This window comes from Anaeromyxobacter sp. SG64 (assembly GCF_022690745.1).
Classification (GTDB): Bacteria; Myxococcota; Myxococcia; order Myxococcales; family Anaeromyxobacteraceae; genus Anaeromyxobacter; species Anaeromyxobacter soli.
This window is the reverse complement of record NZ_JALCZB010000077.1, coordinates 1-22,015: the sequence shown is the minus strand read 5'-3', so window position 1 is coordinate 22,015 and position 22,015 is coordinate 1. Positions and strand designations below refer to the sequence as shown.

The 22,015-nt window shown below is 73.7% G+C and carries 21 protein-coding genes; 15 read left to right on the top strand and 6 right to left on the bottom strand.

Annotation, left to right across the window (positions count from 1 at the left end; genetic code table 11):
• Window positions 1–466 (top strand): type II toxin-antitoxin system RelE/ParE family toxin (locus MNZ29_RS18460; protein WP_374110821.1); only part of this gene is annotated, 466 nt, incomplete at its 5' end.
• Window positions 467–580: 114 nt separating this feature from the next.
• Here MNZ29_RS18460 and MNZ29_RS18455 read toward each other — a convergent pair.
• Both MNZ29_RS18455 and lexA read right to left on the bottom strand, forming a co-directional pair.
• Entirely contained in the window at window positions 581–817 is a 237-nt protein-coding gene (locus tag MNZ29_RS18455) for a hypothetical protein (RefSeq protein WP_242340208.1), read from the bottom strand.
• Window positions 818–1,008: 191 nt separating this feature from the next.
• On the bottom strand, window positions 1,009–1,710 hold the full coding sequence (gene lexA / locus MNZ29_RS18450; protein ID WP_242340207.1) for a transcriptional repressor LexA: 702 nt from the start codon (window positions 1,708–1,710) through the stop codon (window positions 1,009–1,011).
• Window positions 1,711–1,818: 108 nt separating this feature from the next.
• On the opposite strand from lexA, the gene MNZ29_RS18445 reads away from it, so the two are divergent.
• Window positions 1,819–2,724 (top strand): hypothetical protein, encoded by a 906-nt coding sequence (locus MNZ29_RS18445; protein ID WP_242340206.1) that lies wholly within the window; start codon window positions 1,819–1,821, stop codon window positions 2,722–2,724.
• Between the two features lie 18 nt (window positions 2,725–2,742).
• On the opposite strand, the gene MNZ29_RS18440 is transcribed toward MNZ29_RS18445, so the two are convergent.
• Window positions 2,743–4,422 carry an AarF/ABC1/UbiB kinase family protein gene (locus MNZ29_RS18440; protein WP_242340205.1) on the bottom strand — a complete coding sequence of 560 codons (1,680 nt, stop codon included), beginning with the start codon at window positions 4,420–4,422 and terminating at the stop codon, window positions 2,743–2,745.
• Between the two features lie 115 nt (window positions 4,423–4,537).
• Here MNZ29_RS18440 and mutS point away from each other — a divergent pair, with 115 nt between their 5' ends.
• Window positions 4,538–7,192, top strand: coding sequence for a DNA mismatch repair protein MutS (mutS, locus tag MNZ29_RS18435; protein WP_242340204.1), 2,655 nt, complete (start codon window positions 4,538–4,540; stop codon window positions 7,190–7,192).
• Between the two features lie 175 nt (window positions 7,193–7,367).
• Here mutS and MNZ29_RS18430 read toward each other — a convergent pair whose 3' ends face one another.
• The 3 genes from MNZ29_RS18430 to elbB form a co-directional block, all read right to left on the bottom strand.
• Window positions 7,368–7,652: a cytochrome c3 family protein gene (locus MNZ29_RS18430; RefSeq protein WP_242340203.1), complete on the bottom strand. Its 285-nt coding sequence runs from the start codon at window positions 7,650–7,652 to the stop codon at window positions 7,368–7,370.
• Between the two features lie 206 nt (window positions 7,653–7,858).
• A complete protein-coding gene (locus MNZ29_RS18425; RefSeq protein WP_242340202.1) occupies window positions 7,859–8,143 on the bottom strand; it encodes a cytochrome c3 family protein in 285 nt (94 codons plus the stop codon).
• 181 nt (window positions 8,144–8,324) lie between these two features.
• Entirely contained in the window at window positions 8,325–8,990 is a 666-nt protein-coding gene (gene elbB / locus MNZ29_RS18420; protein WP_242340201.1) for an isoprenoid biosynthesis glyoxalase ElbB, read from the bottom strand.
• 367 nt (window positions 8,991–9,357) lie between these two features.
• Between elbB and MNZ29_RS18415 the strand changes: the two genes are divergently transcribed.
• The 12 genes from MNZ29_RS18415 to MNZ29_RS18360 form a co-directional block, all read left to right on the top strand.
• Complete coding sequence (locus tag MNZ29_RS18415) at window positions 9,358–10,962, top strand: N-acetylmuramoyl-L-alanine amidase (RefSeq protein WP_242340200.1); 1,605 nt, start codon at window positions 9,358–9,360, stop codon at window positions 10,960–10,962.
• 25 nt (window positions 10,963–10,987) lie between these two features.
• Complete coding sequence (glnD, locus tag MNZ29_RS18410) at window positions 10,988–13,789, top strand: [protein-PII] uridylyltransferase (RefSeq protein WP_242340199.1); 2,802 nt, start codon at window positions 10,988–10,990, stop codon at window positions 13,787–13,789.
• A 202-nt stretch (window positions 13,790–13,991) separates the two neighbouring features.
• Window positions 13,992–14,939 (top strand): RimK family alpha-L-glutamate ligase, encoded by a 948-nt coding sequence (locus MNZ29_RS18405; protein ID WP_242340198.1) that lies wholly within the window; start codon window positions 13,992–13,994, stop codon window positions 14,937–14,939.
• Window positions 14,932–15,324, top strand: a complete 393-nt coding sequence (locus MNZ29_RS18400; RefSeq protein ID WP_242340197.1) for a general stress protein B — start codon at window positions 14,932–14,934, stop codon at window positions 15,322–15,324. The genes MNZ29_RS18405 and MNZ29_RS18400 overlap by 8 nt, the downstream gene beginning before the upstream one ends.
• 32 nt (window positions 15,325–15,356) lie before the next feature.
• Window positions 15,357–15,551 (top strand): hypothetical protein, encoded by a 195-nt coding sequence (locus MNZ29_RS18395; RefSeq protein WP_242340196.1) that lies wholly within the window; start codon window positions 15,357–15,359, stop codon window positions 15,549–15,551.
• 171 nt (window positions 15,552–15,722) lie between these two features.
• Window positions 15,723–16,346, top strand: coding sequence for an L-threonylcarbamoyladenylate synthase (locus tag MNZ29_RS18390; protein ID WP_242340195.1), 624 nt, complete (start codon window positions 15,723–15,725; stop codon window positions 16,344–16,346).
• A 108-nt stretch (window positions 16,347–16,454) separates the two neighbouring features.
• The gene (gene xerD / locus MNZ29_RS18385; RefSeq protein WP_242340194.1) at window positions 16,455–17,351 is read left to right on the top strand and encodes a site-specific tyrosine recombinase XerD; all 897 of its coding nucleotides are present in this window, start codon (window positions 16,455–16,457) and stop codon (window positions 17,349–17,351) included.
• Between the two features lie 114 nt (window positions 17,352–17,465).
• Entirely contained in the window at window positions 17,466–18,113 is a 648-nt protein-coding gene (locus tag MNZ29_RS18380) for a site-2 protease family protein (RefSeq protein WP_242340193.1), read from the top strand.
• Window positions 18,114–18,118: 5 nt separating this feature from the next.
• Window positions 18,119–19,117 (top strand): tryptophan--tRNA ligase, encoded by a 999-nt coding sequence (gene trpS / locus MNZ29_RS18375; RefSeq protein ID WP_242340192.1) that lies wholly within the window; start codon window positions 18,119–18,121, stop codon window positions 19,115–19,117.
• Between the two features lie 24 nt (window positions 19,118–19,141).
• Entirely contained in the window at window positions 19,142–20,044 is a 903-nt protein-coding gene (locus MNZ29_RS18370) for a ScpA family protein (protein WP_242340191.1), read from the top strand.
• Window positions 20,041–21,177 carry an SMC-Scp complex subunit ScpB gene (gene scpB / locus MNZ29_RS18365; RefSeq protein ID WP_242340190.1) on the top strand — a complete coding sequence of 379 codons (1,137 nt, stop codon included), beginning with the start codon at window positions 20,041–20,043 and terminating at the stop codon, window positions 21,175–21,177. The genes MNZ29_RS18370 and scpB overlap by 4 nt, the downstream gene beginning before the upstream one ends.
• Window positions 21,174–22,015, top strand: an 842-nt coding sequence (locus MNZ29_RS18360) for a pseudouridine synthase (RefSeq protein ID WP_242356246.1), incomplete at its 3' end; no start/stop codon positions are given. The genes scpB and MNZ29_RS18360, both read left to right, overlap by 4 nt.

Genomic DNA, 22,015 nt, shown 5'->3' with positions numbered 1-22,015 from the left:
CGAGGCGCGCGCGGGAGCGCTCGAGGCGAAGCTCGCGCGCCAGGAGGAGCGGGAGCGCGAGCTCGAGGCCGCGCTCCGCGAGGCGCGGGCGCGCGCGGAGGCGGAGCGGCCGGCGTCGGGCGCCGCGTCCGCGCAGCCCGAGGGCGCCGACGAGCCCGAGGACGCGCCCGCCTCGTGGCTCATGCCGGTCTACACGCGCGAGTTCTACGACTCCCTGCAAGGCTGGGATCGGCGCATCCAGCGCGCGGCCTTCAAGCAGGCGAACCTGCTCGCGCAGGATCACCGCCACCCGAGCCTCCGCGCGCTCCCGCTCGAGGGGCTCCCGGGCTACTACCGGGTGCGCGTCGCGACCGACGTGCGGCTCCTCTACCGGCGGGGCGAGAGACAGAACGCGATCGAGGTGCTCTCGCTCATCGACCGCGAGGACCTCGACCGCTACGTCCGCCAGGCGAAGACGCGCTCCTGACGAGACGAGGCGCCGGGCGCCGCGAGCCCCTCGGCCCACCGCACCCGGCGCCCCTCTCGGCACCGAACATGATCGGGGACTGCGTCCCCGCCCCATCCCTGCTCGGCGGGGCCGCTACTCGACGCCTTCCAGGTTCGGCAGGTCCGGGGCCGGCCCGGACGGCTCCTCGACGCGAGCCGCGGGCTTCCGGCCTCGCCGGCTCCGCGGCGGTGGCTCCGACGCCGCCGACAGCTCCTTCCCGGCTGCGAGCAGCCGGGCCCACGTCTCCGCAGACGGGGTGGCACGGGCGGCCTCGAGGGCCTCCCGGTACGCCGTCCGCGCCGCGTCGAGCCGGGGGTTCACCTTCGCCATCCTCGCCTCCCTCCCTACGGATCCACTCGCCGGCCGGGAATTCCGGTCCGGACTCAGCGGCAAGATAGGCGCAGAGGTGGGGGGAGGTAAGCCGACCCGCACAGCACCACGTGGGCCGCAAACGGACGGCCCCGCGGCCGCCGCCACGGTGGCGGCGACGCCCTCGGATCAGGCGGGCGCCCGGCCTGCGATCAGCCGAGCTTGCGGTAGACGCCCACGACGACGCCGAGGATCATCGTCGTGCGGAAGTCGGACGCGCGCACGTAGATGGGCGCCATGCGCGGGTTCGAGGGCTGGAACCGCACGCGGTCGCCCTCGAAGTAGACGCGCTTCACGGTCGCCTCCTCGTCGATCATGGCGACCACGATCTCTCCGTCCTGCGCGTGAAGCTGCTTCTTCACGAAGATGTAGTCGCCGGGCAGGATCCCGTCGCCGATCATCGAGTCGCCCTGCACGCGCAGGCCGTACACCTTCTTGTTCGTGCCGAGCAGGAACGAGTCCACCTGCACCGTGTCCTCGACGCGCTCCTGCGCGAGGATCGGCTGGCCGGCGGCGACGCGGCCGATGATCGGGATCTCGACGAGGCGCCCGGAGGGCTTCAGGGCCGAGGCGGGGGTGCGCGTGAAGGGGACGACGTTGGACGTGCGCGCGCCGACCTCGCCGCCGAGCACCTCGCGGGCCTGCGGCGTCGGGATCAGCGCGCGCGACTTCACGGGATCGCGGGTGAGGTAGCCCTTGCGCTCGAGCGCCTTCAGGTGGTCGTTGACGCCGTTCGTCGAGCGGATGTCGAGCGCCTCGCCGATCTCGCGGATGGTCGGGGGGTAGCCACACTCCTCGATCTGCCGGGCGATGAAGCGGAGCACCTCGAGCTGCCGGTCCGTCAACGCGTCCATCGGTCCTCCTCGAGCTGGACTGAACACCGGTATACTGTCCCCACGTTCAGAAGGCAAGAACCCGGCCACGCGGTTGCCCGCGCGGCGCGCGGCGGATACCGTCCGCGCGTGCCCCCGACCTTCGGCGCCGCCCTCGGCCTCGGCCTCTCCGCGCTGCGCCGCCAGGCCTGGCTCCTCGCGCCCGGGCTCGTCGTCGCGATCGCGCGGCGCGTGCTCACCTGGCCCGCCCTGGCAGTCGCCTGGGCGCTCCTCGCCCGCGGCGCGCTGCTCGCTCTCTCGCACCGGCCGCTCGATCCCGGCGCCGCGCTCGCAGGCGCGGCCGCGACCGCGAGCTCGCCGCGGTTCCTGGCGCTCGTCGGCGGCCTGTGGCTCGCGGGCGTGCTCTGCGGGGCGGCGCTGCGCGGCGTCTGGCTCGCGGGAGCGCTCCCGACGCTCGCGGGCGCCGCGGTGGGGGAGGGCGGCACGCCGCGCTTCGCGGCAGGGGTGGCCTACGGCACGCCGCGGGTGCTCGCCGCGTCGCTGCTGGGGCTCGTCCTGGACCTCTCCGCGGGGCTGTTCGCGCTGACGCTCGCCCTCGGCGCGCTGCGCATCACGCTCCACGCCGCGGGGGGAAACGGGTCGGCGGTGCTCGCCCTGGCGGTCGCCGGGGCGCTCACCCTCGCGATCGCGGTGCCGCTCGCGCTCTCGGTCGTGGCGGACGCGGCGGTCGCCCGAGCGGCGCTGCGCGCGGAGGGCCCGGCGCGGGCGTTCGCCTCCGCGGTGCGCCGGTTCCTCGCCCGCCCCGGGACGTTCGTGCTCGCGGCGATGGTCTTCGGCTTCGTCGCGTCGCTCGCGCCCGCGACGGTGGAGGCGTTCGGCGGCGCCGCGACCGGCCTCGTGAAGGACGCGCCGGCGCTCCTGCTCGCCGGGCCGAACCTCATGCTCGCCGTCGCCGCGGCAGGCGTCGCCGCCCTGGTGGACCTGGCCTGGCTCGGGACCCTCGCGGCGCTCGTTTGCGCCGACGCGCGCGATTGACCGGCGCCGGCTCCCGAGTCAGCGCCGCAGCAGCTGCCGGATCGAGATCTTCTTCATCCGCACGGTCGCGACGTGGTACCCCGCGGCCGCGGCGGAGAGCAGCACCGAGCCGGCGAGCGCGGCCCATCCCAGGACGTGGGCGGAGGGGCTCGCGAGCACCACGAGCCCACCCACGGTGAGCCCGGCCGCGAGGAGCCCCAGGAAGACCATCACCCCGAGCGCCCGGACCTGGCCGCCGATCCGGTCCATCGCCTCGCCCGCGACGTTCACGCGGAACTTGCCGGCCTCGAGATCGACCAGGATCTGGCTGAGCTGGCTCGGCACGTCCTCGGCGAGCCCCTGCAGCTTGAGGAGCGACTTCATGAGGACGCCGGAGGCGTCGGAAGGGTTGAAGCGCGAGAGGAGCAGCTCCTTCGCGTAGGGCAGCCCCACCTCCAGCACGTCGAGCTTCGGGTAGAGCCGGCGGATCATCCCCTCGATCGTGATCGCGGCCTTGGCGAGGACGGCGTACTCCTTCGGGATCCGGATCCGGTGGCGGATCGCGAGATCGAGCAGATCGCGGAGCAGGGTCGCGGTCCGGATCTCGTCGAGCTTGAGGCCGAGGTAGCGGTCCAGGATCCCGCGGATGTCCTCGCGGAACTCGGTGATGGGGGTGCGCGCGTCCGGGACGCCGATGCGGTTGAGGAGCCGCGCCACGGTGTCCGGGTCGCGCAGCGCCACCGCCACGATGAGCGTGACGAGCGACTCCTGCTGCTGGCGCGTGAGCCGGCCGACGAGGCCGAAGTCGATGAGCGCGATCCGGTCGTCGGCGAGGACGAGGACGTTCCCCGGGTGCGGGTCGCCGTGGAAGAGCCCGTCCTCGAAGAGCTGCCGGAACGCGGTCTCGATGACGTTCTTCGCGACCTGCTCGAGATCGTGGCCGTCCTCGGCGCGGACGTCGGAGATCTTGGTCCCGTCGACGTAGTCGAGCGTGAGGATGGTGGAGGAGGAGAGCTCCGCGTGGACGCGGGGGATGACGACGACCTCGCGCCCCTCGGCGGCGTCCCGCATCGCCCGCGCGTTCCCCGCCTCGTTGCCGAAGTCGAGCTCCTCGTGGACGGTGCGGTCGAACTCCTCGATGATCCCGGTCGGCGTGTAGATGCCGGTCTCCTCCACGACCGCCTCGAGCAGGCGCGCGAGGTAGTGGAGGAGGGCGAGATCGGACTCGATCTGCTCGCGGATCCTCGGGCGCTGCACCTTCACGACGACCGGCACCCCCGCGTGCGTCACCGCCCGGTGCACCTGCGCGATCGAGGCGCTCGCGAGCGGCACCTCGTCGAGGGAGGCGAACAGCTCCTCCACGCCGCGGCCGAGGCCGCGCTCGATCTGGTGGAGCACCTCGGCGATGGGCAGCGGCGGGCAGTCGTCCTGCAGCGACTCGAGCTCCTCGATCCAGTGGGACGGGAGCACGTCCGGCCGGGTCGAGAGGAGCTGCCCGAGCTTCGTGAAGGTGGGCCCGAGCTCGGCGAGGAGCTGGCGGAACCGCGCGGCGGTCTTGTGGTCCGGCGGCGGCGGCGGCGTGCCCTCCACCGGCGGGGCGTCGCGCCCGAGCACGTCCCGGAGCCGCGTCTTCTCGAGGTAGGAGCCGAAGCCATGCCGCGCGACCGCATAGGCGATCTGGCGGAGCCGGTTCAGATCCTGGAGGGTTCGCTCGAGCATGAGACGGGGCGGACTGTAGCACCGCGATCAAGGCCTCGCCACGCGGCGTGCGGGTCCGGCGGCGCGCGCGGCGCCGCGCGCAGGGTCGGCCCCGCGTGGTAGAACCCACGGCCCGATGCCGGAGATCGCCCAGGCCACTCCGATGATGCGGCAGTACCTCGAGACGAAGGCGAGGTACCCGGACGCGCTCCTCTTCTTCAGGCTCGGCGACTTCTTCGAGCTCTTCTTCGAGGACGCGGTCACCGCCTCCGAGGCGCTGCAGATCACGCTCACCGCGCGCTCGAAGGGCGACGACAAGGTGCCGATGTGCGGCGTGCCGCACCACGCCGCCCGCGGCTACGTCGCGAAGCTGCTCGAGAAGGGCTTCAAGGTCGCCATCTGCGATCAGGTCGAGGAGCCGGGGAAGTCGGCGATCGTGAAGCGCGAGGTCACGCGCGTCGTGACCCCGGGCATGGTGTTCGACGACCAGGTGCTCGATCCGCGCGAGGCGAGCTACCTCGGCGTGGTCGCCCTCGGCGAGGGCCGCTCGGGGCTCGCGCTCCTCGACGCCTCGACCGGTCACCTCCAGTGCGGCGAGGTGCCCGACGACGCGCGGCTCGTGGACGAGCTCCGGCGTGCGGGCGTCCGCGAGCTCGTGCTGCCGCTCGGCGCGGACGACGCCCGCGTCGAGCGCGTCCTGCGGGCGGTCGCGGTCCCGGCCGCGCGCCGGCCGGCGGCGGACTACGAGCGGGCGGAGGAGAAGCTCCGGCGCCACCTGGGCGTCGCGAGCCTCGACGGGTTCGGCGTCGGCGGCGAGCCGCTCGGCCTCGCCGCGGCGGCGGCCGCGCTCGCCTACCTCGCGGACACCCAGCGCGCGGCGCCGCGCCACGTCGATCGCCTGTCGCGCCTGCGCACCGACGACGTCCTCCTCCTCGACGAGGCGACGCGCACGAACCTCGAGCTCGAGCGGACCCTCGCCGGGGCCCGCAAGAAGGGCTCGCTGCTCGCCCTCCTCGACCGGAGCGTCACCGCGCCCGGCGGGCGGCGCCTCGCCGAGTGGCTCCGCTACCCGCTCACCGAGCTCGCCGCCATCCACGCGCGCCTCGACGCCGTCGAGGAGCTCGCGGGCTCGTCGGTGGCGCGCGAGGACGTCGCGGCGGCGCTCCGCCCGGTCGCCGACGCGGAGCGGCTCCTGTCGCGCCTCGTGCTGGGGCAGGGGAACGCCCGCGATCTGCGCGCCCTCGCCGGCGCCCTGCTGGCCCTGCCGGCGCTGTCGGCGCTCCTCGGCGCGAGAGCCGCGGCGCTGCTGCGCGACGCCGGCGAGCGGCTGCGCGGCCTCGAGGAGCTCGGCGCTCACCTCGATCGCGCGGTGGCCGAGGAGCCGCCGGCGACGCTGAAGGAGGGCGGGCTCATCCGGCGCGGCTTCTCGCCCGAGCTCGACGAGATCGTCGCCGTCGCCGAGGACGGCAAGGGTTTCATCGCCCGCCTCGAGGCGCGCGAGAAGGAGCGGACCGGGATCGGCTCGCTCAAGGTCCGCTTCAACAAGGTCTTCGGCTATTACCTCGAGGTCACGAAGGCGAACCTGCACGCGGTGCCCGCCGACTACGAGCGGCGCCAGACCACCGTGGGCGGCGAGCGGTTCGTCACCCCGGAGCTGAAGCGCTTCGAGGAGACGGTGCTCACCGCCGAGGAGCGCCGCTTCGGGATCGAGGCGCGCCTCTTCGAGGAGCTGCGCCAGCGGGTCATCGAGGCGGCGCCGCGCATCCGCACGGCCGCCGACGCGGCCGCCACCGCGGACGCGCTGCTCGGGCTCGCGCGCGTCGCGGCGGAGCGCGGCTACGCGCGGCCGGAGGTGGACGGCTCGGAGGTGCTCGAGATCGTCGACGGCCGCCACCCGGTGGTGGAGGCGGTGCTCCCGGAGGGGCCGGCCGCGTTCGTCCCGAACGACGTGCTCGTCGCCTCGCGCGGCGCCCCCGACTGCGAGCGGCTCGGCGCGCTGCACGTCATCACCGGGCCGAACATGGCGGGCAAGAGCACGGTCATGCGCCAGGCGGCGCTCGTGACGCTGCTCGCCCAGATGGGCTCGTTCGTGCCGGCGCGCCGGGCGCGGGTGGGCATCGTCGACCGGATCTTCACCCGGGTGGGCGCGTCCGACGACCTCGCCCGCGGCCGCTCGACGTTCATGGTCGAGATGACCGAGACCGCCGCCATCCTCCACAACGCGACGCGCCGCTCGCTCGTGGTGCTCGACGAGATCGGCCGCGGCACGTCCACCTTCGACGGCGTCTCCATCGCGTGGGCGGTCGCGGAGCACCTGCACGACGAGGTGGGCTGCCGCACGCTGTTCGCGACGCACTACCACGAGCTGCAGGACCTCGCCCGCGAGCGCCCCGCCGTCCGGAACCTCACCGTCGCCGTGCGCGAGGTCGGCGATCAGGTGGTGTTCCTCCGCAAGCTCGTGCAGGGCGGGGCGTCGCGGAGCTACGGCATCGAGGTCGCGAAGCTCGCCGGGCTGCCGGCCGCGGTGCTCGCGCGCGCGCGGGAGATCCTGAAGAACCTCGAGGCCCTCGAGGTCGACGAGGGCGGTCACGCGGCGCTCGCCCGCGGGCGGAAGGCGAGGCGCGCGGAGCCGCAGAGCCAGCTCGGCCTGTTCGCGCCGCCCCCGGCGCCGGTGGACCCGGCGCTCCTCGAGATCGCCGCCGCGCTCCGCGCCGCCGAGCCGGACACGCTCCGCCCGCTCGACGCGCTGAACCTCCTCGCGGCCTGGCGCGCGAAGCTCGGGAACCGCTGAGGCGGAGCCCCGTCGAGCTGCGGCGCTACGCTCGCTGGCCACTCCTCGCGCGCCTCGCGACGCGACCCGATCGCACCGGGCTGCGCGGCGGCCGCGCCGACGAAAAAAGAGAGGGGCCGCTCTCGCGGCCCCTCCGTCCCTAAGCCTGACTGCGATCTCTGGAGCTAGGTGCGCGCTACGCCTTCTTGTGGCACTCCGCGCACTTCGCCGGGCCCTTCGCCTCCTTCTTGTGGCACTCGACGCAGAGGGCGTGAGCCTTGTCCTTGCCGAAGCCCTCGATCTTGCCGCCCGCGGCGGTCGCGTGGCAGGCCTCGCACTTCTGGGCGGAGTGCGTCTTGTGGTTGAAGGTGACGTTCCCGTTCTTCGCCTGGAGCGTGACCGGCGCGGCCGGCGCGTCGGCCGCGAAGGCGGCACCCGCGAAGAGGACGGCGGCGAGGAGCGAAACGATCCGGATCTTCATCTGCATGACCTCTCGTGTTCGCATGCACGACGGGTGAATCCCGCCGCGGCGTGGCGTCGCAATGTAGAGCGACCATCGGTCACGGGTCTCTGCGGTTTGTCGGCGCGCGACGGGCCGCCGCAGCCCGAGGAGCCGGATCCTGCCGCACAAAATGAAAGGGGCCGGTTTCCCGGCCCCTCGTCACTGCGAACGACTCGGCGAGCGCGTTACGCCTTCTTGTGGCACTCCGCGCACTTCGTCGGGCCCTTCGCCTCCTTCTTGTGGCACTCGACGCAGGTGCCGTGGGCCTTCTCCTTGCCGAAGCCCTCGATCTTGCCACCCGCGGCGGTCGCGTGGCAGGTCTCGCACTTCAGCTTCGCCTGGTGCGCCTTGTGGGGGAAGGTGATGTTGCCGTTCTTGGCCTCGAGGGTGATCGAGTCGGGGCCGGTGTCGGCGGCGAACGTGGCGGTGGCAACGACGACGGCGAACAGCGCAGCGAGGAACTTGGTCACTTGTCGTGCTCCTGAGATCGGGGCGGACCAGCCCGCCCGGCTTAGGGACGGCGGAGCCTACTCGATATTCACGATCCCGAGCCACAATTGCGTGGGGTCGTAACCGCCCATATTGGTCGATTGAGATTGCGTCTCACTTGCGCGAGAGGGCCCTCTCCGGCCTGCTCCGCACGTGCTCGAATCAGGCCATTTCCAGCACCGCCGAGACGAGCTTGTCGATCCCGGCGGCGACCCCGGAGATCCACGGGCCGAGCATGTAGGCAGGCGTCGACACCACCTTCAGCCGATCGTCCACCGCGATCTCGTCCACGCGCCGCTCGACGTGGCGCGCGCCCCAGGACGCGATCGCCGCGGCGGTGTCCGGGTCGTTTCCGATCGTGACCTGCACGCCGTCCGCGCCGAGCACGCGCGCCGCGATCACGGGGGCGATGCAGATGAAGCCCATCGGCTTCGACGCGGCCCGCATCTCGCGAACGAGCCGCTCGACCTCGGGCAGCACGCGCATCGCGCGCCCCTCGACCGCGAACGAGCAGAGGTTCTTCGCCACGCCGAACCCGCCGGGAAAGACGAGCGCGTCGAGATCCTTCGCGGAGAGGGTCGCGAGATCGCGGATCCGCCCGCGGACGATGCGCGCGGACTCGGCGAGCACGTTGCGGCGCTCGCCCTCCGCCGGCGCCTGGCGCAGGTGGTCGACGACGTGCATCTGCTCCACGTCGGGCGCCGCCGCCACGAGCTCGGCGCCGCGGCGGTCGAGCGAGAGCAGCGTGCAGGTCGCCTCCTGGATCTCGGCCCCGTCGAGGAAGCCGCAGCCGGCGAGCACGACGCCCACGCGCTTGGGATTGGCCAAGGGACACCTCCGCGAAGGAAAGGGGATGGAGGGCACGATCCTACGCCGCGGCGAGGCGGTGGGACAGCGCCCCACGGCGGGGCCGGGTGGCCGAAAAGTGGACCTCGATATCGGCGTCGCGGAGACTGCTCGTCTCATGGGCCGCGGGTCGCTTGCCCTCCTCCTCCTCGCTCTCGCGGCCCCGCAAGGGACCTCTGCCGCGACGCACCGCGCCAAGCCCGCGGCGGCGTCGCGTTCCGTGAAGCCGGCCGCGCGCGCGGCCCGCGCTCCGGCGATGGCCCGCACCCCCGCGAAGGCGCGCAACGCTTCCAAGGCGCGGGTCGCGCCGCGCGCGAGCCAGAGCGGGCTCGAGCGCGCGAAGGCTTCCATGCGCGCGCTCACGCAGGACCGAGGGAAGCGCCGCTACCGGCACCACTGGGAGCGCGCCATCGCCGGGCTGGTCCGCGAGGCGAAGGGGAAGGACCGGGCGCCGGCGTTCCTCGAGGCGGCCCGCGCACGCTACGCGCTCTACCGCTGGTCGGCCGACGAGGCGGACCGCGAGAAGGCCCTGCTCAACGCGGGGCGCGCCGCGAAGCTCGGCTCCCGCGAGGCGCGCGAGCTCGAGGCCGCCATCCGCCGCGAGGCGGGCGACGATCGCCCCGCGCCGAGGCCGGCGCGCGGCCCCGGCGCCGCCCCGTCGCCCGCGCCCGAGGAGGCGCCCCAGGACTCCGAGCCCGATCCCGCGCTCGACGCGGCGTTGGCGGACCTGACCGGCGCGAGCTCCGCCCCGGCGCTCGCCCTCGGCGAGTCGGGCGGGGAAGGGCGCGCGCGGGTCACCGAGGTGCGCACCTGGTCGACCGACGACTACACGCGCGTCGCCATCTACCTGTCGCACTGGGTGGGCTGGCAGAAGCTCGAGCTCGCCCCGGCGGTCGGCCTCCCGCGGCGGCTCGCGGTGGATCTCCGCCCCGCCACGCTCGCCGGGCGCGCGCTGGCGCGGCCGGTCTCGGGCGAGCGGGTGGAGCGCGTGCGCGCCGCGCAGAACGACGCGGAGACGGTCCGCGTCGTGCTCGACCTGCCCGGCAGCGATCGCGTGCAGCTGTTCGGCCTCGACGACCCGCCGCGCCTCATCGTGGACGTGGGGACGGTCTCCGCCCGCCGGAGCGTCGCCGAGGCGCCGCCGCCCGCCGAGCCGGCGCACCCTGCGCCCGAGCCGCCTCCCGCCGCGACGGGGCGGCCCACGCCTCGGCCCGCGTCCTTCGCGCGGGTCGAGCGCGCGCCCGAGCACGACCTGCCCACGCGCATCCGGCGGATCGTGGTGGACGCCGGGCACGGCGGGCACGACCCGGGCGCCATCGGCCCGCGCCGCGTGCGCGAGAAGCAGGTGACCCTCGCGATCGCGAAGCGGCTCGCCAGCCGGCTGCGCGCCGAGGGGTTCGAGGTCGTGCTCACGCGCAAGGACGACCGGTACCTGGCGCTCGAGGAGCGCACCGCGATCGCGAACACCGCCGGCGGCGACCTGTTCGTGTCCATCCACGCGAACGCGCACCCGCGCCGCAACCGGAGCGGCGTCGAGACCTACTTCCTCAACGTCGCCGACGACCGCTACGCGGCGCGGCTCGCGGCGCGGGAGAACGGCATGGACCCGTCCGACCGGGGCGCCGGGGACGTCGGGCGGATCCTCACGGATCTCGACGCGAAGGCGAGCGCCGGTGCCTCGGAGCGGCTCGCCGGGCTCGTGCAGCGCGAGCTCACGGCGGGCGTCCGGGCGCGCGTCGGCGAGGTGCGCGACCTCGGGGTGAAGAGCGCGCTCTTCTACGTGCTCCTCGGGGCGCGCATGCCGGCCGTGCTGGTGGAGACCGCCTTCATCTCGAACAGCCTCGAGGAGCAGCGCCTCGCGTCCGCCGGCTACCAGGACGAGGTCGCCTGGGGCATCACGCGGGCGGTGACGGCGTTCGCGCGGAGCGAGGCGCGGGTCGCCGCCGTGCGGTGAGCCGCCGCCCGGCTATATTCGCGTGATGCGCCCGCCCGAAGTCCACCCGACCCTGCCGGCCGCGGCGCCGTTCGAGCTCGAGGCCCGCCTCGCCGAGCTCCCGGCGCTCACCGGCGACGTCAAGGCGGACTTCGCCGCGCAGCGCCGGTTCGTCGAGGAGGTGCACCGCGCAGGGGGGAGCGGCCACACCGTCGTCCGCCTCCAGAGCGCGGCCATGGACCGGATCGTCACGGCGCTGTGGGAGCGCGCCTGCGCCGCGGCGCGGGACGCGGAGGCGCCCTCGCCGGTGTCGCTCGTCGCGCTCGGGGGATACGGCCGCCGCGAGCTCGCGCCGCACAGCGATCTCGACCTCCTCGTGCTGCACGGCCCCGGGGAGCCGGACGCCTTCGTGAAGGCCGCGAGCGAGCGGTTCCTCTACGCGCTCTGGGACCTCCGGCTCGAGGTCGGCTACGGCGTGCGCGACCTCCGCGCCTGCGACGAGCTCGCGACCCAGGACCACACCGCGCGCACCGCGCTCCTGGATCTGCGCTGGCTCGCGGGCGACCGCGCCCTGTACACGGAGCTCGAGCGCGAGGAGCTGCACGGGCTCTCGGCCCAGAAGGTGGAGAAGTTCCTCGCCGACAAGCTCGACGAGATCCGCGCGCGGCGCGAGCGCTTCGGCGACTCGATCTACCTCCTCGAGCCGAACGTGAAGGAGTCCGAGGGCGGGCTGCGGGACCTCCAGTCCGCGCTCTGGCTCGCCCGCGTCCGCTTCAAGGTCGCCGGGATCACGGAGCTCCTCGCGCGCGCGCTCCTCCCCGAGCGCGAGATCCGCGAGATGCGGCGCGCCCGCGACTTCCTCTGGCGGGTCCGCAACGAGATGCACTACCTCGCGGGCCGCAAGTGGGACCAGCTCACCTTCGACGTCCAGCCCGAGGTGGCGCGGGCGATGGGCTACCTCGACCCCGAGCACGGCTCGGCCGTCGAGGAGTTCATGCGCCACTACTACCTCGCGGCGAAGACGGTCCTCGTCGCGAGCGACGCGATCGTGGATCGCTGCCTCGAGCCGCAGGCCGCGATGGGCTGGCGCATGGTGCCGCCTCCCGCCGCCACGCTCGGCGCCGAGCTCGCGGTGCCCGTGCTGGGCGGGCGGCCGCCGCGCGCGTCGGAGCGGCTCCTGCCGGGCGGGGAGTTCAAGGTGTTCCGCGGGCGGCTCACGGTGGTGGACACCGACGTCCTGCGGCGGTCCCCCGCCGCGCTCGTGCGCCTCTTCGCGACCGCCGACCGCGAGCAGCTCGATCTCTACCCCTACGCCCGCGACCTCGCGAGGCAGGCGGCGGAGGAGCTCGCGCCGGAGGCGGCGAGCGACCCGGAGCTGAACCAGGAGCTCCTCGCGTGCTTCACGCGCCCCGGGACGCGCGGGCGCTTCCTCACGCAGATGCACGAGATCGGCGTCCTCCCCCGCGTGCTGCCCGAGTTCGCGCGGGTGACGGCGCGGCGGCAGATCGACGTCTACCACGTGTACACGGTGGACGTTCACACGCTGTTCGCGGTGCGGCGCCTGCTCGCGCTGCGCTGCGGCGACGTGAGCGAGGACGGCCTCGGCGACCTCGCGCGCGCGGTGCAGCGGCCGCTCGCGCTCTACCTCGGGACGCTGTTCCACGACATCGGCAAGGGGGCCGGGAAGGATCACTCGGCGCGCGGGGCGGAGATCGCCGCCGAGGCGTGCGTGCGGATGGGGCTCGATCCCGCCGACGCCGCCGACATCGAGTGGCTCGTCCTGAAGCACCTGCGCATGAGCGCCATCGCCCAGCGGCGAGACCTCTCGGATCCCGACCTCATCCACGCCTTCGCCGAGGAGGTGGGGACCAAGGACCGGCTCGACAAGCTCTACCTCCTCACCTACGCGGACATCGCCACGGTCGGGCCGCGCACCTGGACCGACTGGAAGGCGCGCCTCATCCGCGAGCTCTACGGGAAGACGCGCGAGGTGCTCGAGAAGGGCGAGCGCCGCCCGGAGCCCGGCACCGCCGAGGCCGCGGGCCGCGAGCGCGTCGCCGCCGCGCTGCTCGCGCGCGCGGGGGTGGCCGACGCGGAGCACGCCCGGTTCGTCCAGGCCATGCCGGCGCGCTACTTCGTCACCGTGGACCCCGCGCTCGCCCCGCGCCACCTGCGGCTCTTGCGCCGCGGGCGGGACCTGCCCGTCGCGACGGCGCTCCGCCACCACCCGGCGCTCGGCTACTCCGAGCTGTCCCTCGCCGCGCGCGATCGGCCGGGCCTGCTGGCGACCGTCGCCGGCGTCCTCGCGGCGCACCGCATCGACATCCAGGCCGCCGAGGTGTTCTCGTCCGCGGACGACCCGGGCCTCGGGTGGCTCGCCGGGCGCGCGCTCGACGTGTTCGAGCTGCGCGGGCCGGAGGAGGGCGCGGTCGACCCGGCGCGCTGGCGCGGGGCGCGCGGCGATCTCGCGCGCGTGCTCGCGGGAGAGGAGTCGCTCGACGCGCTGCTCGCGCGGCGCCTGCGCGCCTCCTCGCTCCCCGAGAAGCCACTGCCACGCGTGCCCACCAAGATCGTCATCGACAACGACAGCGCGCGGACGCACTCGGTCGTGGACGTGTTCACCGCCGATCGCGTGGGCCTCCTGCACACGCTCGCCCGCACGTTCTTCGATCTCGAGCTCTCCGTCGATCTCGCCCGGATCGCGACGGAGGGGCACCGCGCGTCCGACGCCTTCTACGTCCGCACGCCCGACGGGAGGCCGCTCGAGGGGGAGCGCGCCGCCCGCGTGGTCGCCGCTCTGACCGCGGCGCTGGCCCGGCCCGAGCAGGGCTCCGGGCCTTTCCCCTAGGCGCCGACGCGGAGCCCATCTGCGCCGCCCTCCGGGCGTGCGATCTCGGCGAGACGTCGCTCGCGTCCTCCCTGGGGAGCGCGGCGGGGCTCAGTCGGGCACCACCGAAAAGATGCGGGATGGCGCGCTCTTGTCCGGCCGGCCGGGCGTGGACACCGTGTTGCGCGGGCGGTCGGGGTAGGGGAAGGGAAGCAAGCGTCGCATGAACGATGTCATCCGAATCGGGATCGTGACCGCCTGGCCCGAGGACGATTGGCACAGCAAGCGGCTCGTCAGCGCCTGCGCTCGCCACGGCGAGGCGGCGGTGATCGATCCAGCGGAGCTCGCGGCGATCGTGGACAGGGACGGCGGCGTGACGGTGACTGCGGAGGGGCGTGAGGCCGAGGCCTTCGACGCCTTCGTGCTCGCGCGGGGGATGGGCCGCGCCGGGGACGCCGACGTGCAGTTCGAGATCTACCGCGCGCTCGAGGACAGCGGCGCCGTGGTCGTGAACCGCATCGACCCGCTCCTCGCCGCGCAGGACAAGTTCAGGACGTCGTGGCTCCTCGCGCGCGCCGGGGTGCGGACGCCCCGCGCCGCGGTCGCGCAGACCGCGCGCGGCGCGGAGGGCGCGCTCGCGGCGCTCGGCGAGGCCGTGGTGAAGCCCATCGCAGGCTCGCTCGGGGACGGGGTCGAGCGGGTTCGCGCGGACGCCGCCGGGAGGGCGGTGCTCCGCGACCGGCTCGCGCGCGAGGGCGCGGTCTACCTCCAGAGCTACGTTCCTCATCCCGGACGCGACGTCCGGGTGTTCGTGGTCGGGGGGCGCGCACGCGCCGCGATCGAGCGGCACGCGCCACCCGGGGACTGGCGAACGAACGTGGCCACCGGGGGACGGGCCGAGGCGGTGCCGCTCGGGTCCGCGCTCGCCGCGGTGGCCGAGGCTGCGGCGTCGGCCATCGGGCTCGACTACGCGGGCGTCGACGTCGTGGTGGGACCCGAAGGGCCCACCGTCATCGAGGTGAACGGGAACCCCAGCTGGCAGGGGATCCTCGAGGCCACGGGCCTCGACATGGCGGAGGCCATCGCCGAGCACGTGCTCGGTCGGGCGCTGCGCCGGCGCGTGGCCAGCGACCACATTGTTCCTGACTGGATGGGGGCGACAAATGGCTGAGGAGAAGAAGGGCGGCAGCAAGGGAGCGATGACGGTCTCGGAGGCCGGTCGCAAGGGCGGCGTGCGCGTCCGCGAGACACGCGGCCGCAAGTTCTACGAGGAGATCGGGAAGAAGGGCGGCGAGACCGTGAAGGCCGAGCGCGGTCGCAAGTTCTACGAGGAGATCGGCAAGAAGGGTGGCGACACCGTCAAGGCCGAGCGCGGGCCCCGCTTCTACGAGGAGATCGGGAAGAAGGGCGGCGAGACGATCAAGGCCGAGCGGGGGACGCCGTTCTACGAGGAGATCGGCCGGAAGGGTGGCCACAAGGTCCGCGAGCTCATCGAGAAGGGGAAGGCTGGGGCGGAGGAGGACGCCGGCGCCGGTCACACGGGCGGCGAGCGTTGACGCACCGATGAGGTGCTCTTGAGGGGGGTACGATGGCGGACGAAGAGAAGGGCGCGCGTCGCGGCGAGCCGGAAGAGGGTCGCCGCGGGATGACGGTGTCGGAGGCGGGACGGAAGGGCGGCATCGCCGTCCGGGACGAGCGCGGTCACTCGTTCTACGAGGAGATCGGCCGAAAGGGCGGGCAGAAGGTCCGCGAGCTCATCGAGCGCGGGAAGTCCCGCGGCTGAGGTCGGCTAGGAGTCGAGCGCGGCGGCGACGCCGCGAGGCGCCCGTCCGGGGATCCCGGGCGGGCGTGCTCGTTTTTGCTGACAGTGCGCGGCCACGCCCGGGACGCTGGAAAGGTGGGGCGTCCCGAACCTCCCACCGACTGCGGAAAGCTGCTAGAAAAGGAGGCGCCCATGCCGGTCGCCCCCATCGTCGAGATCGATCCGCTGCACCCCCAGCCCCGCGTGGTCGAGCGGGCGGTCTCGGTGCTCTCGTCCGGCGGGCTGCTCGCCTTCCCGACCGACACCTATTACGGGCTGGGCTGCGATCTCTTCGACAAGCGCGCCATCGAGCGGATCTACCAGCTGAAGCAGCTCCCCCGCTCGCACGAGCTGTCCTTCATCTGCCAGGACCTCGCCGAGATCGCGCGCTACGCGATCGTCGACAACGCCGCCTACCGCGTGCTGCGCCGCAAGGTGCCCGGGCCGTACACGTTCATCCTCCCGGCGACGCGGCTCGTGCCCGACCTCGTCCTGCGCCGCCAGAAGACCGTCGGCATCCGGATCCCCGACAGCCCCATCGCGCTCGAGATCGTCCGGCGCCTCGGCCACCCGCTCATCTCCACCTCGGCCGCGACCCCGGACGGCGAGGTGCTCATCGACGCGCACGACATCAAGGAGAAGCTCGGGCACGGCCTCGAGCTCGTGCTCGACGGTGGCTACAAGCCGAACGAGCCGTCCTCGGTCATCGAGCTCTCCGGCGCCGAGCCGCGGGTGCTCCGCGTCGGCAAGGGCGACGTCTCGGACCTGCTCGCCTGAGGCGGGTGCGTCGGCCGCTCGTCCCACCGCGGCGCCGCCGCGCCGGCGGCGGCGCGAGGTCGAGGGACGCGAACTGGACCCGCGGTCGCCCCGCGCTATCGTCGCGCCATGTCCCCGCTCGAGCCCGCGCTCGACCTGTTCATCGCGCACGTCCGCGTCGAGAAGGGCCTCGCCGAGAACAGCGTGGAGGCGTATCTGCGCGACCTCCGGCGCTACGTCGAGCACCTCGACGCGCTCGGCGTCACCGCCTGGGAGCGGGTCGGCCGGGCCGAGATCCAGGCCCACCTCGGCGAGCTGGTCCGCCGCGGGCTCTCGGCGCGCTCGCAGGCGCGGGCGCTCTCGGCGATCCGCTCGCTGCACGGGCTGCTCTTCGCGGAGCGGCTGACCCCGCTCGACGCCGCGGACGAGATCGACTCCCCGGCGCCGGGCCGGCGCCTGCCGGAGCTCCTCTCGCACGAGGAGATCGCGCGGCTCCTCGCGGCGCCCGATCCTCGCGGCGCGGCGGGCCTGCGCGACCGGGCCATGCTCGAGCTCCTCTACGCGACCGGCCTGCGCGTCTCCGAGCTCGTGTCGCTCGGCGTGAACGACGTGAACCTCGAGACCCGGGTGCTCGTCGCGCGGGGGAAGGGGAACAAGGAGCGGATCGTGCCCGTCGGCGCGCCGGCGGCGGACGCGGTGAAGGCGTACCTCGCGGTCTCCCGCGAGCGGCTCCTGCGCGGGCGCCGCTCCAAGGACCTCTTCGTCACGCCGCGGGGAGGCCGGATGACGCGACAGGGCTTCGCCAAGCTGCTCGGGCGCTACGCCCGCGCCGCGGGCATCCGGCGCCGCGTCTCGCCCCACAAGCTCCGGCACTCGTTCGCGACCCACCTCCTCGAGGGCGGGGCGGACCTGCGCGCGGTGCAGGCGATGCTCGGCCACGCGGACGTCTCCACGACGCAGATCTACACGCACGTGGATCGCAGCCACGTGAAGCGGCTGTACGACCGCTTCCACCCGCGGGCCTGAGGCGGCCGCGCCGCCCGCGCGCGCCCCGGCTCCGAGGGGGCGAGCGGCCGTCGTCCGCGTTGACCGGCCCCCCTCGTGCTGCTAAAGAACCCCCTTTCCCTGCGAGGCTTTAGGTTGGACAACGCCCTCATCCTCGAGCGGGTGCTGAACCTCATCGTGCTCCTGCTCTCCCTGACGTTCCACGAGTTCTTCCATGCGTGGTCCGCCTGGCGGCTCGGGGACGACACGGCGGCACGCCTCGGCCGACTCACCCTGAACCCGGTGCCGCACATCGATCCCATCGGGACGCTGCTCCTGCCGCTCCTCGGCGCGCCCATCGGCTGGGCGAAGCCCGTGCCGGTGAACCCGGCGCGGTTCCGGAAGAGCGTCCGGCAGTCGACCGGGGACATCATCGTGAGCGCGGCGGGGCCGCTCTCGAACCTGCTCCTCGGGACCCTGGCCGCCATCACGCTCGGCCTCGTCTTCCGGTTCTCCCCGGAGACGGTCCGGCCCGGCGGCGGCGCGCTCGAGCTCCTGCAGCGGCTCATGATCGTGAACGCCGGGCTCGCCATCTTCAACCTCCTGCCCGTGCCGCCCCTCGACGGCAGCCACGTCGCCGAGAACCTCATGCCGTACCGCTTCCGGCCGGCCTGGGAGCAGTTCGCGCGGTTCTCGCCGTTCATCCTCCTCGGCCTCATCGTCTTCGGACGCGGGCTCATCTACCCGCCCGTCGTGTTCGTCTTCGGGCTCCTCCAGCAGCTGACCCTCTCGATCGCCACCTAGGTCCGATGTCCGAACAGCGCCCCATCGTCGTCAGCGGCATGCGGCCCACCGGCCGCCTCCACCTCGGCCACCTCCACGGCGCGCTCGCGAACTGGGTGCGGCTGCAGGAGGAGAACACCTGCTTCTTCTTCAGCGCGGACTGGCACGCGCTCACGACGAACTACCACGACACCGCGATCATCAAGCCCGCCGAGCGGGAGATGTTCGTCGACTTCATCGCCGCCGGCGTCGACCCGGAGAAGGCGACGCTCTTCGTGCAGAGCGAGGTGAAGGAGCACGCCGAGCTCTACCTGCTGCTCGGCATGATCACGCCGCTCGGCTGGCTCGAGCGCTCGCCGTCGTACAAGGAGATGCGCGAGAACATCACCGATCGCGATCTCGCCCTCTACGGCTTCCTGGGCTACCCGGTGCTCATGACCGCCGACATCATCCTGTACAAGGCGACGCGGGTGCCGGTGGGCGTGGACCAGGTCCCGCACCTCGAGCTCTCGCGCGAGATCGCCCGCCGGTTCAATCACCACTACGGGCCGGTGTTCCCCGAGCCCCAGCCGCTCCTCACCGCCGCGCCGAAGATCCTCGGCACGGACGGGCGGAAGATGTCGAAGAGCTACGGGAACACCATCGACCTCGGCGAGAGCGCCGAGTCGACGACGAAGAAGATCATGGGGATGGTGACGGATCCGGCGCGCAAGCGCCGCCAGGATCCGGGCAACCCGGACGTCTGCGGGATCTTCTACCTGCACAAGGTGACGAGCGACGCGGAGACCATCTCCTGGGTGGACGTGAACTGCCGCAGCGCGGGGATCGGCTGCGTCGACTGCAAGAAGAAGCTCCTCGAGAAGCTCCTGCCCGAGCAGGAGCGGATGCGGGAGCGGCGCGAGGCGCTGCTCGCCCGGCCCGGGGAGGTCGACGCGCTCGTCCAGCTCGGCACCTCCAAGGCGCGCGCCGTGGCGGCCCGCTCCATGGACGAGGTCCGCGCGGCGATGAAGCTGAAGCTCGCCTGAGGAGCACGGGGGCGTCCCTTCGCGATGGCCAGGCACCACCCGGAGAGCGACGCGACCGCCGGCGCCCAGCAGGCGACGGAGGAGGCCTCCGCGCGCGCCGCGGCGGACGCGTTCCGGGTCTCGCTCCCCCCGCTCCGCGCCGGACAGCCGCCGTTCGAGGGCCCCCTCGACCTGATCCTGCACCTCGTGAAGGAGCACGAGGTCGATCTCTTCGACATCCCCATCGCGCAGATCACGGAGAGCTACCTCGCCACGCTCGAGGCGATGCGCGAGCTCGACATCGACATCGCCGGCGAGTTCCTCCACATGGCGGCGCAGCTCATGCTGATGAAGTCGAAGCTGCTCCTGCCGAGGACCGAGGTCGCCGAGGACGCGCCCGGCGCGGAGGACGTCGGGGTGGACCCGCGTGCGGAGCTCGTGCGCCGGCTGCTCGAGTACCAGAAGTACAAGGCCGCCGGCGAGGAGCTCGGCGAGCGCGACATCCTCGAGCGCACGGTGTTCGCCCGGAAGGTGCGGGTCGAGCGCTCCGAGGCGCCCGAAGGGCCCGAGGGGCTCGCCGACGTCTCCGTCTTCAAGCTCATCGAGGCGCTCGATCGCGCGCTCAAGCACGCGCGCCCCGAGCACACGCACGAGGTGGTCACCGACCGCCTCACCATCACCGACGCCATCGCGCGCGTCGCCGACGTGCTGCGCCTGCAGCGCCGCGCCACGTTCGAGGAGCTCCTCTCCGGCCCGGTCGAGCGGCGGCACACGCGCGCCGACGTGATCGCGACGTTCCTCGCGATCCTCGAGATGGCGAAGCTGAAGCTCGTCCGGATCTTCCAGCCCCCGCTCGACGAGGCGGGCCCCGGCGCGGAGATTCTCGTCGAGGCGAAGGACACCCTCGGCGACGACGTTCCCGCGCCCGGCGGAGAGGACTATCGATGACCGTGGATCACGACGACCCGACGACCCCGAGCGCGGCGCCCGCCGCGGAGGGGGAGCCGAGCGCGCCGGCCCCGGAGACGGCGGAGCTCGCAGCCCGGCCGGAGGCGCAGCCGGGTGAGGCTGCGGCGGAGCGAGCCGGTGGAACGCCGGACGCGCCGCCGGCGTCCCCGGCCGAGACGCCGGCTCGGGCCGGCGCGCGCGCGGGCGGGCTGTCCGAGGCCGAGCTCCAGGCGATGCAGGCCGCGGAGGAGGCGAAGGCCGGCGACCCCGAGCTCGAGGAGGTCGAGTCGGCCGCCATCGACGCCCCCGGCTCGGACGAGGAGAAGGAGGAGCCGTTCGAGAAGCTCGCGGCGGCCGCGAAGCGGCTCAGCGCCGATCGCGTGCGGACCATCCTCGAGACCCTGCTGTTCCTCGCCGAGCGGCCGCTCTCATCGGAGGAGCTGCGCCAGGCGACCGGCATCGACGTCGAGCGGGTCGAGAAGGCCCTCGACAAGCTCTCCGGCCACTATCGCGAGGGCGTCTGCGGGATCGTGCTGCACGAGGTCGCGGGGGGCTGGCAGCTGCGGAGCTCGCCGGACAACGCCGCCTTCGCGCGCCGCTGGCTCAAGGTGAAGCCGCAGCGGCTCACCCGCGCCGCGCTGGAGACGCTCGCGATCATCGCCTACCGCCAGCCGGTCACGCGCCCCGAGATCGAGGAGATCCGCGGCGTCGACTGCGGGGCCGTGGTGAAGGCGCTCCTCGAGCGCAAGCTCATCAAGATCCTCGGCAAGAAGGAGGAGCCCGGGCGCCCGATGCTGTACGGCACGACGCGGGAGTTCCTCGAGTTCTTCGCGCTCAAGGACCTCGCCTCGCTGCCGACGCTGCGCGAGTTCCACGAGCTCTCCGAGGAGCACCGCGAGATCGTCGAGAAGCAGCCCGAGCCGCAGGACGGCGGCATCTCGGGCATCGTGGCCGACCTCTCGGACGAGAAGCTCCGCGCGGAGCTCGAGGCGAAGCGCGCGGAGAGCGACGCGGCCCTCGAGGAGCTCGAGCGCGCCATCGAGGCGGCCGACGAGAAGAGTCAGGCGGTGCAGGCCACGCTGGAGGAGAAGCAGAAGAAGGAAGAGGACGAAGGTCCGGAGGCGGAGCGGTGACCGGCGCCCAGGGCGGGGACGGAGTACGGCTGCAGAAGTTCCTCGCGGAGGGGGGAGTCGCCTCGCGCCGGAAGGCGGAGGAGCTCATCCTCGCCGGACGCGTGAAGGTGAACGCGCAGCGGGTGACCCAGCTCGGGTCGAGGGTCGACCCGGAGCGCGATCTCGTCACCGTCGACGGGAAGCTCGTCTCGCGCCGCGACACGAAGAGCTACTACCTGCTCTACAAGCCGCCCGGCTGCGTGACGACGGCGTCCGACCCCGAGGGCCGCCCCACCGCGCTGGAGTACCTGCGCGGCGTGAAGGAGCGCGTGTTCTCGGTCGGGCGGCTCGACTACGACGCGGAGGGGGCGGTCCTCTTCACCGACGACGGCGAGCTCGCCAACCGGCTCGCGCACCCGCGCTACGGCCACCGCCGGACCTACCTCGTGAAGGTGCGCGGCGAGCCGCCGCCGGGCGCGCTCGAGCGGATGGTGGCGGGCGTGCGCCTCGAGGACGGGCCCGCCCGCGCCCTCGAGGCGGTCCCCCACGAGCACGCCGAGAAGAACGTCTGGATCCGCGTGGTGGTAGGGGAGGGGCGCTTCCACCTCGTGAAGCGGCTGTGCGAGGCGGTGGGCCTCTTCGTCCAGCGGCTCTACCGGCCCGAGTTCGGCGGCGTGACCGTCGAGGGGCTCCGGCCCGGTCAGTTCCGGGCGCTCACGCCGGTCGAGCTGCGCGCCCTGAAGACCTCCATCGGTCTCGGCGGCGCTGCTCCTGCGGCCGGGGCCGCGGCGGCGCCGCCCCGCGTCCTCCCGCGCGCGGCGCGCCGGCACGGCCACGGGCCGCCGCCACCGCCCGAGGC

Bases quoted from the DNA above. Each gene is read 5' to 3' on its own strand.
- MNZ29_RS18455 (WP_242340208.1), bottom strand. From the start codon at position 817: ATGGCGAAGGTGAACCCCCGGCTCGACGCGGCGCGGACGGCGTACCGG.
- lexA (WP_242340207.1), bottom strand. From the start codon at position 1,710: ATGGACGCGTTGACGGACCGGCAGCTCGAGGTGCTCCGCTTCATCGCC.
- MNZ29_RS18440 (WP_242340205.1), bottom strand. From the start codon at position 4,422: ATGCTCGAGCGAACCCTCCAGGATCTGAACCGGCTCCGCCAGATCGCC.
- mutS (WP_242340204.1), top strand. From the start codon at position 4,538: ATGCCGGAGATCGCCCAGGCCACTCCGATGATGCGGCAGTACCTCGAG.
- MNZ29_RS18430 (WP_242340203.1), bottom strand. From the start codon at position 7,652: ATGAAGATCCGGATCGTTTCGCTCCTCGCCGCCGTCCTCTTCGCGGGT.
- MNZ29_RS18415 (WP_242340200.1), top strand. From the start codon at position 9,358: ATGCGCGCGCTCACGCAGGACCGAGGGAAGCGCCGCTACCGGCACCAC.
- glnD (WP_242340199.1), top strand. From the start codon at position 10,988: ATGCGCCCGCCCGAAGTCCACCCGACCCTGCCGGCCGCGGCGCCGTTC.
- MNZ29_RS18405 (WP_242340198.1), top strand. From the start codon at position 13,992: ATGAACGATGTCATCCGAATCGGGATCGTGACCGCCTGGCCCGAGGAC.
- MNZ29_RS18400 (WP_242340197.1), top strand. From the start codon at position 14,932: ATGGCTGAGGAGAAGAAGGGCGGCAGCAAGGGAGCGATGACGGTCTCG.
- MNZ29_RS18395 (WP_242340196.1), top strand. From the start codon at position 15,357: ATGGCGGACGAAGAGAAGGGCGCGCGTCGCGGCGAGCCGGAAGAGGGT.
- MNZ29_RS18390 (WP_242340195.1), top strand. From the start codon at position 15,723: ATGCCGGTCGCCCCCATCGTCGAGATCGATCCGCTGCACCCCCAGCCC.
- xerD (WP_242340194.1), top strand. From the start codon at position 16,455: ATGTCCCCGCTCGAGCCCGCGCTCGACCTGTTCATCGCGCACGTCCGC.
- trpS (WP_242340192.1), top strand. From the start codon at position 18,119: ATGTCCGAACAGCGCCCCATCGTCGTCAGCGGCATGCGGCCCACCGGC.
- MNZ29_RS18370 (WP_242340191.1), top strand. From the start codon at position 19,142: ATGGCCAGGCACCACCCGGAGAGCGACGCGACCGCCGGCGCCCAGCAG.
- scpB (WP_242340190.1), top strand. From the start codon at position 20,041: ATGACCGTGGATCACGACGACCCGACGACCCCGAGCGCGGCGCCCGCC.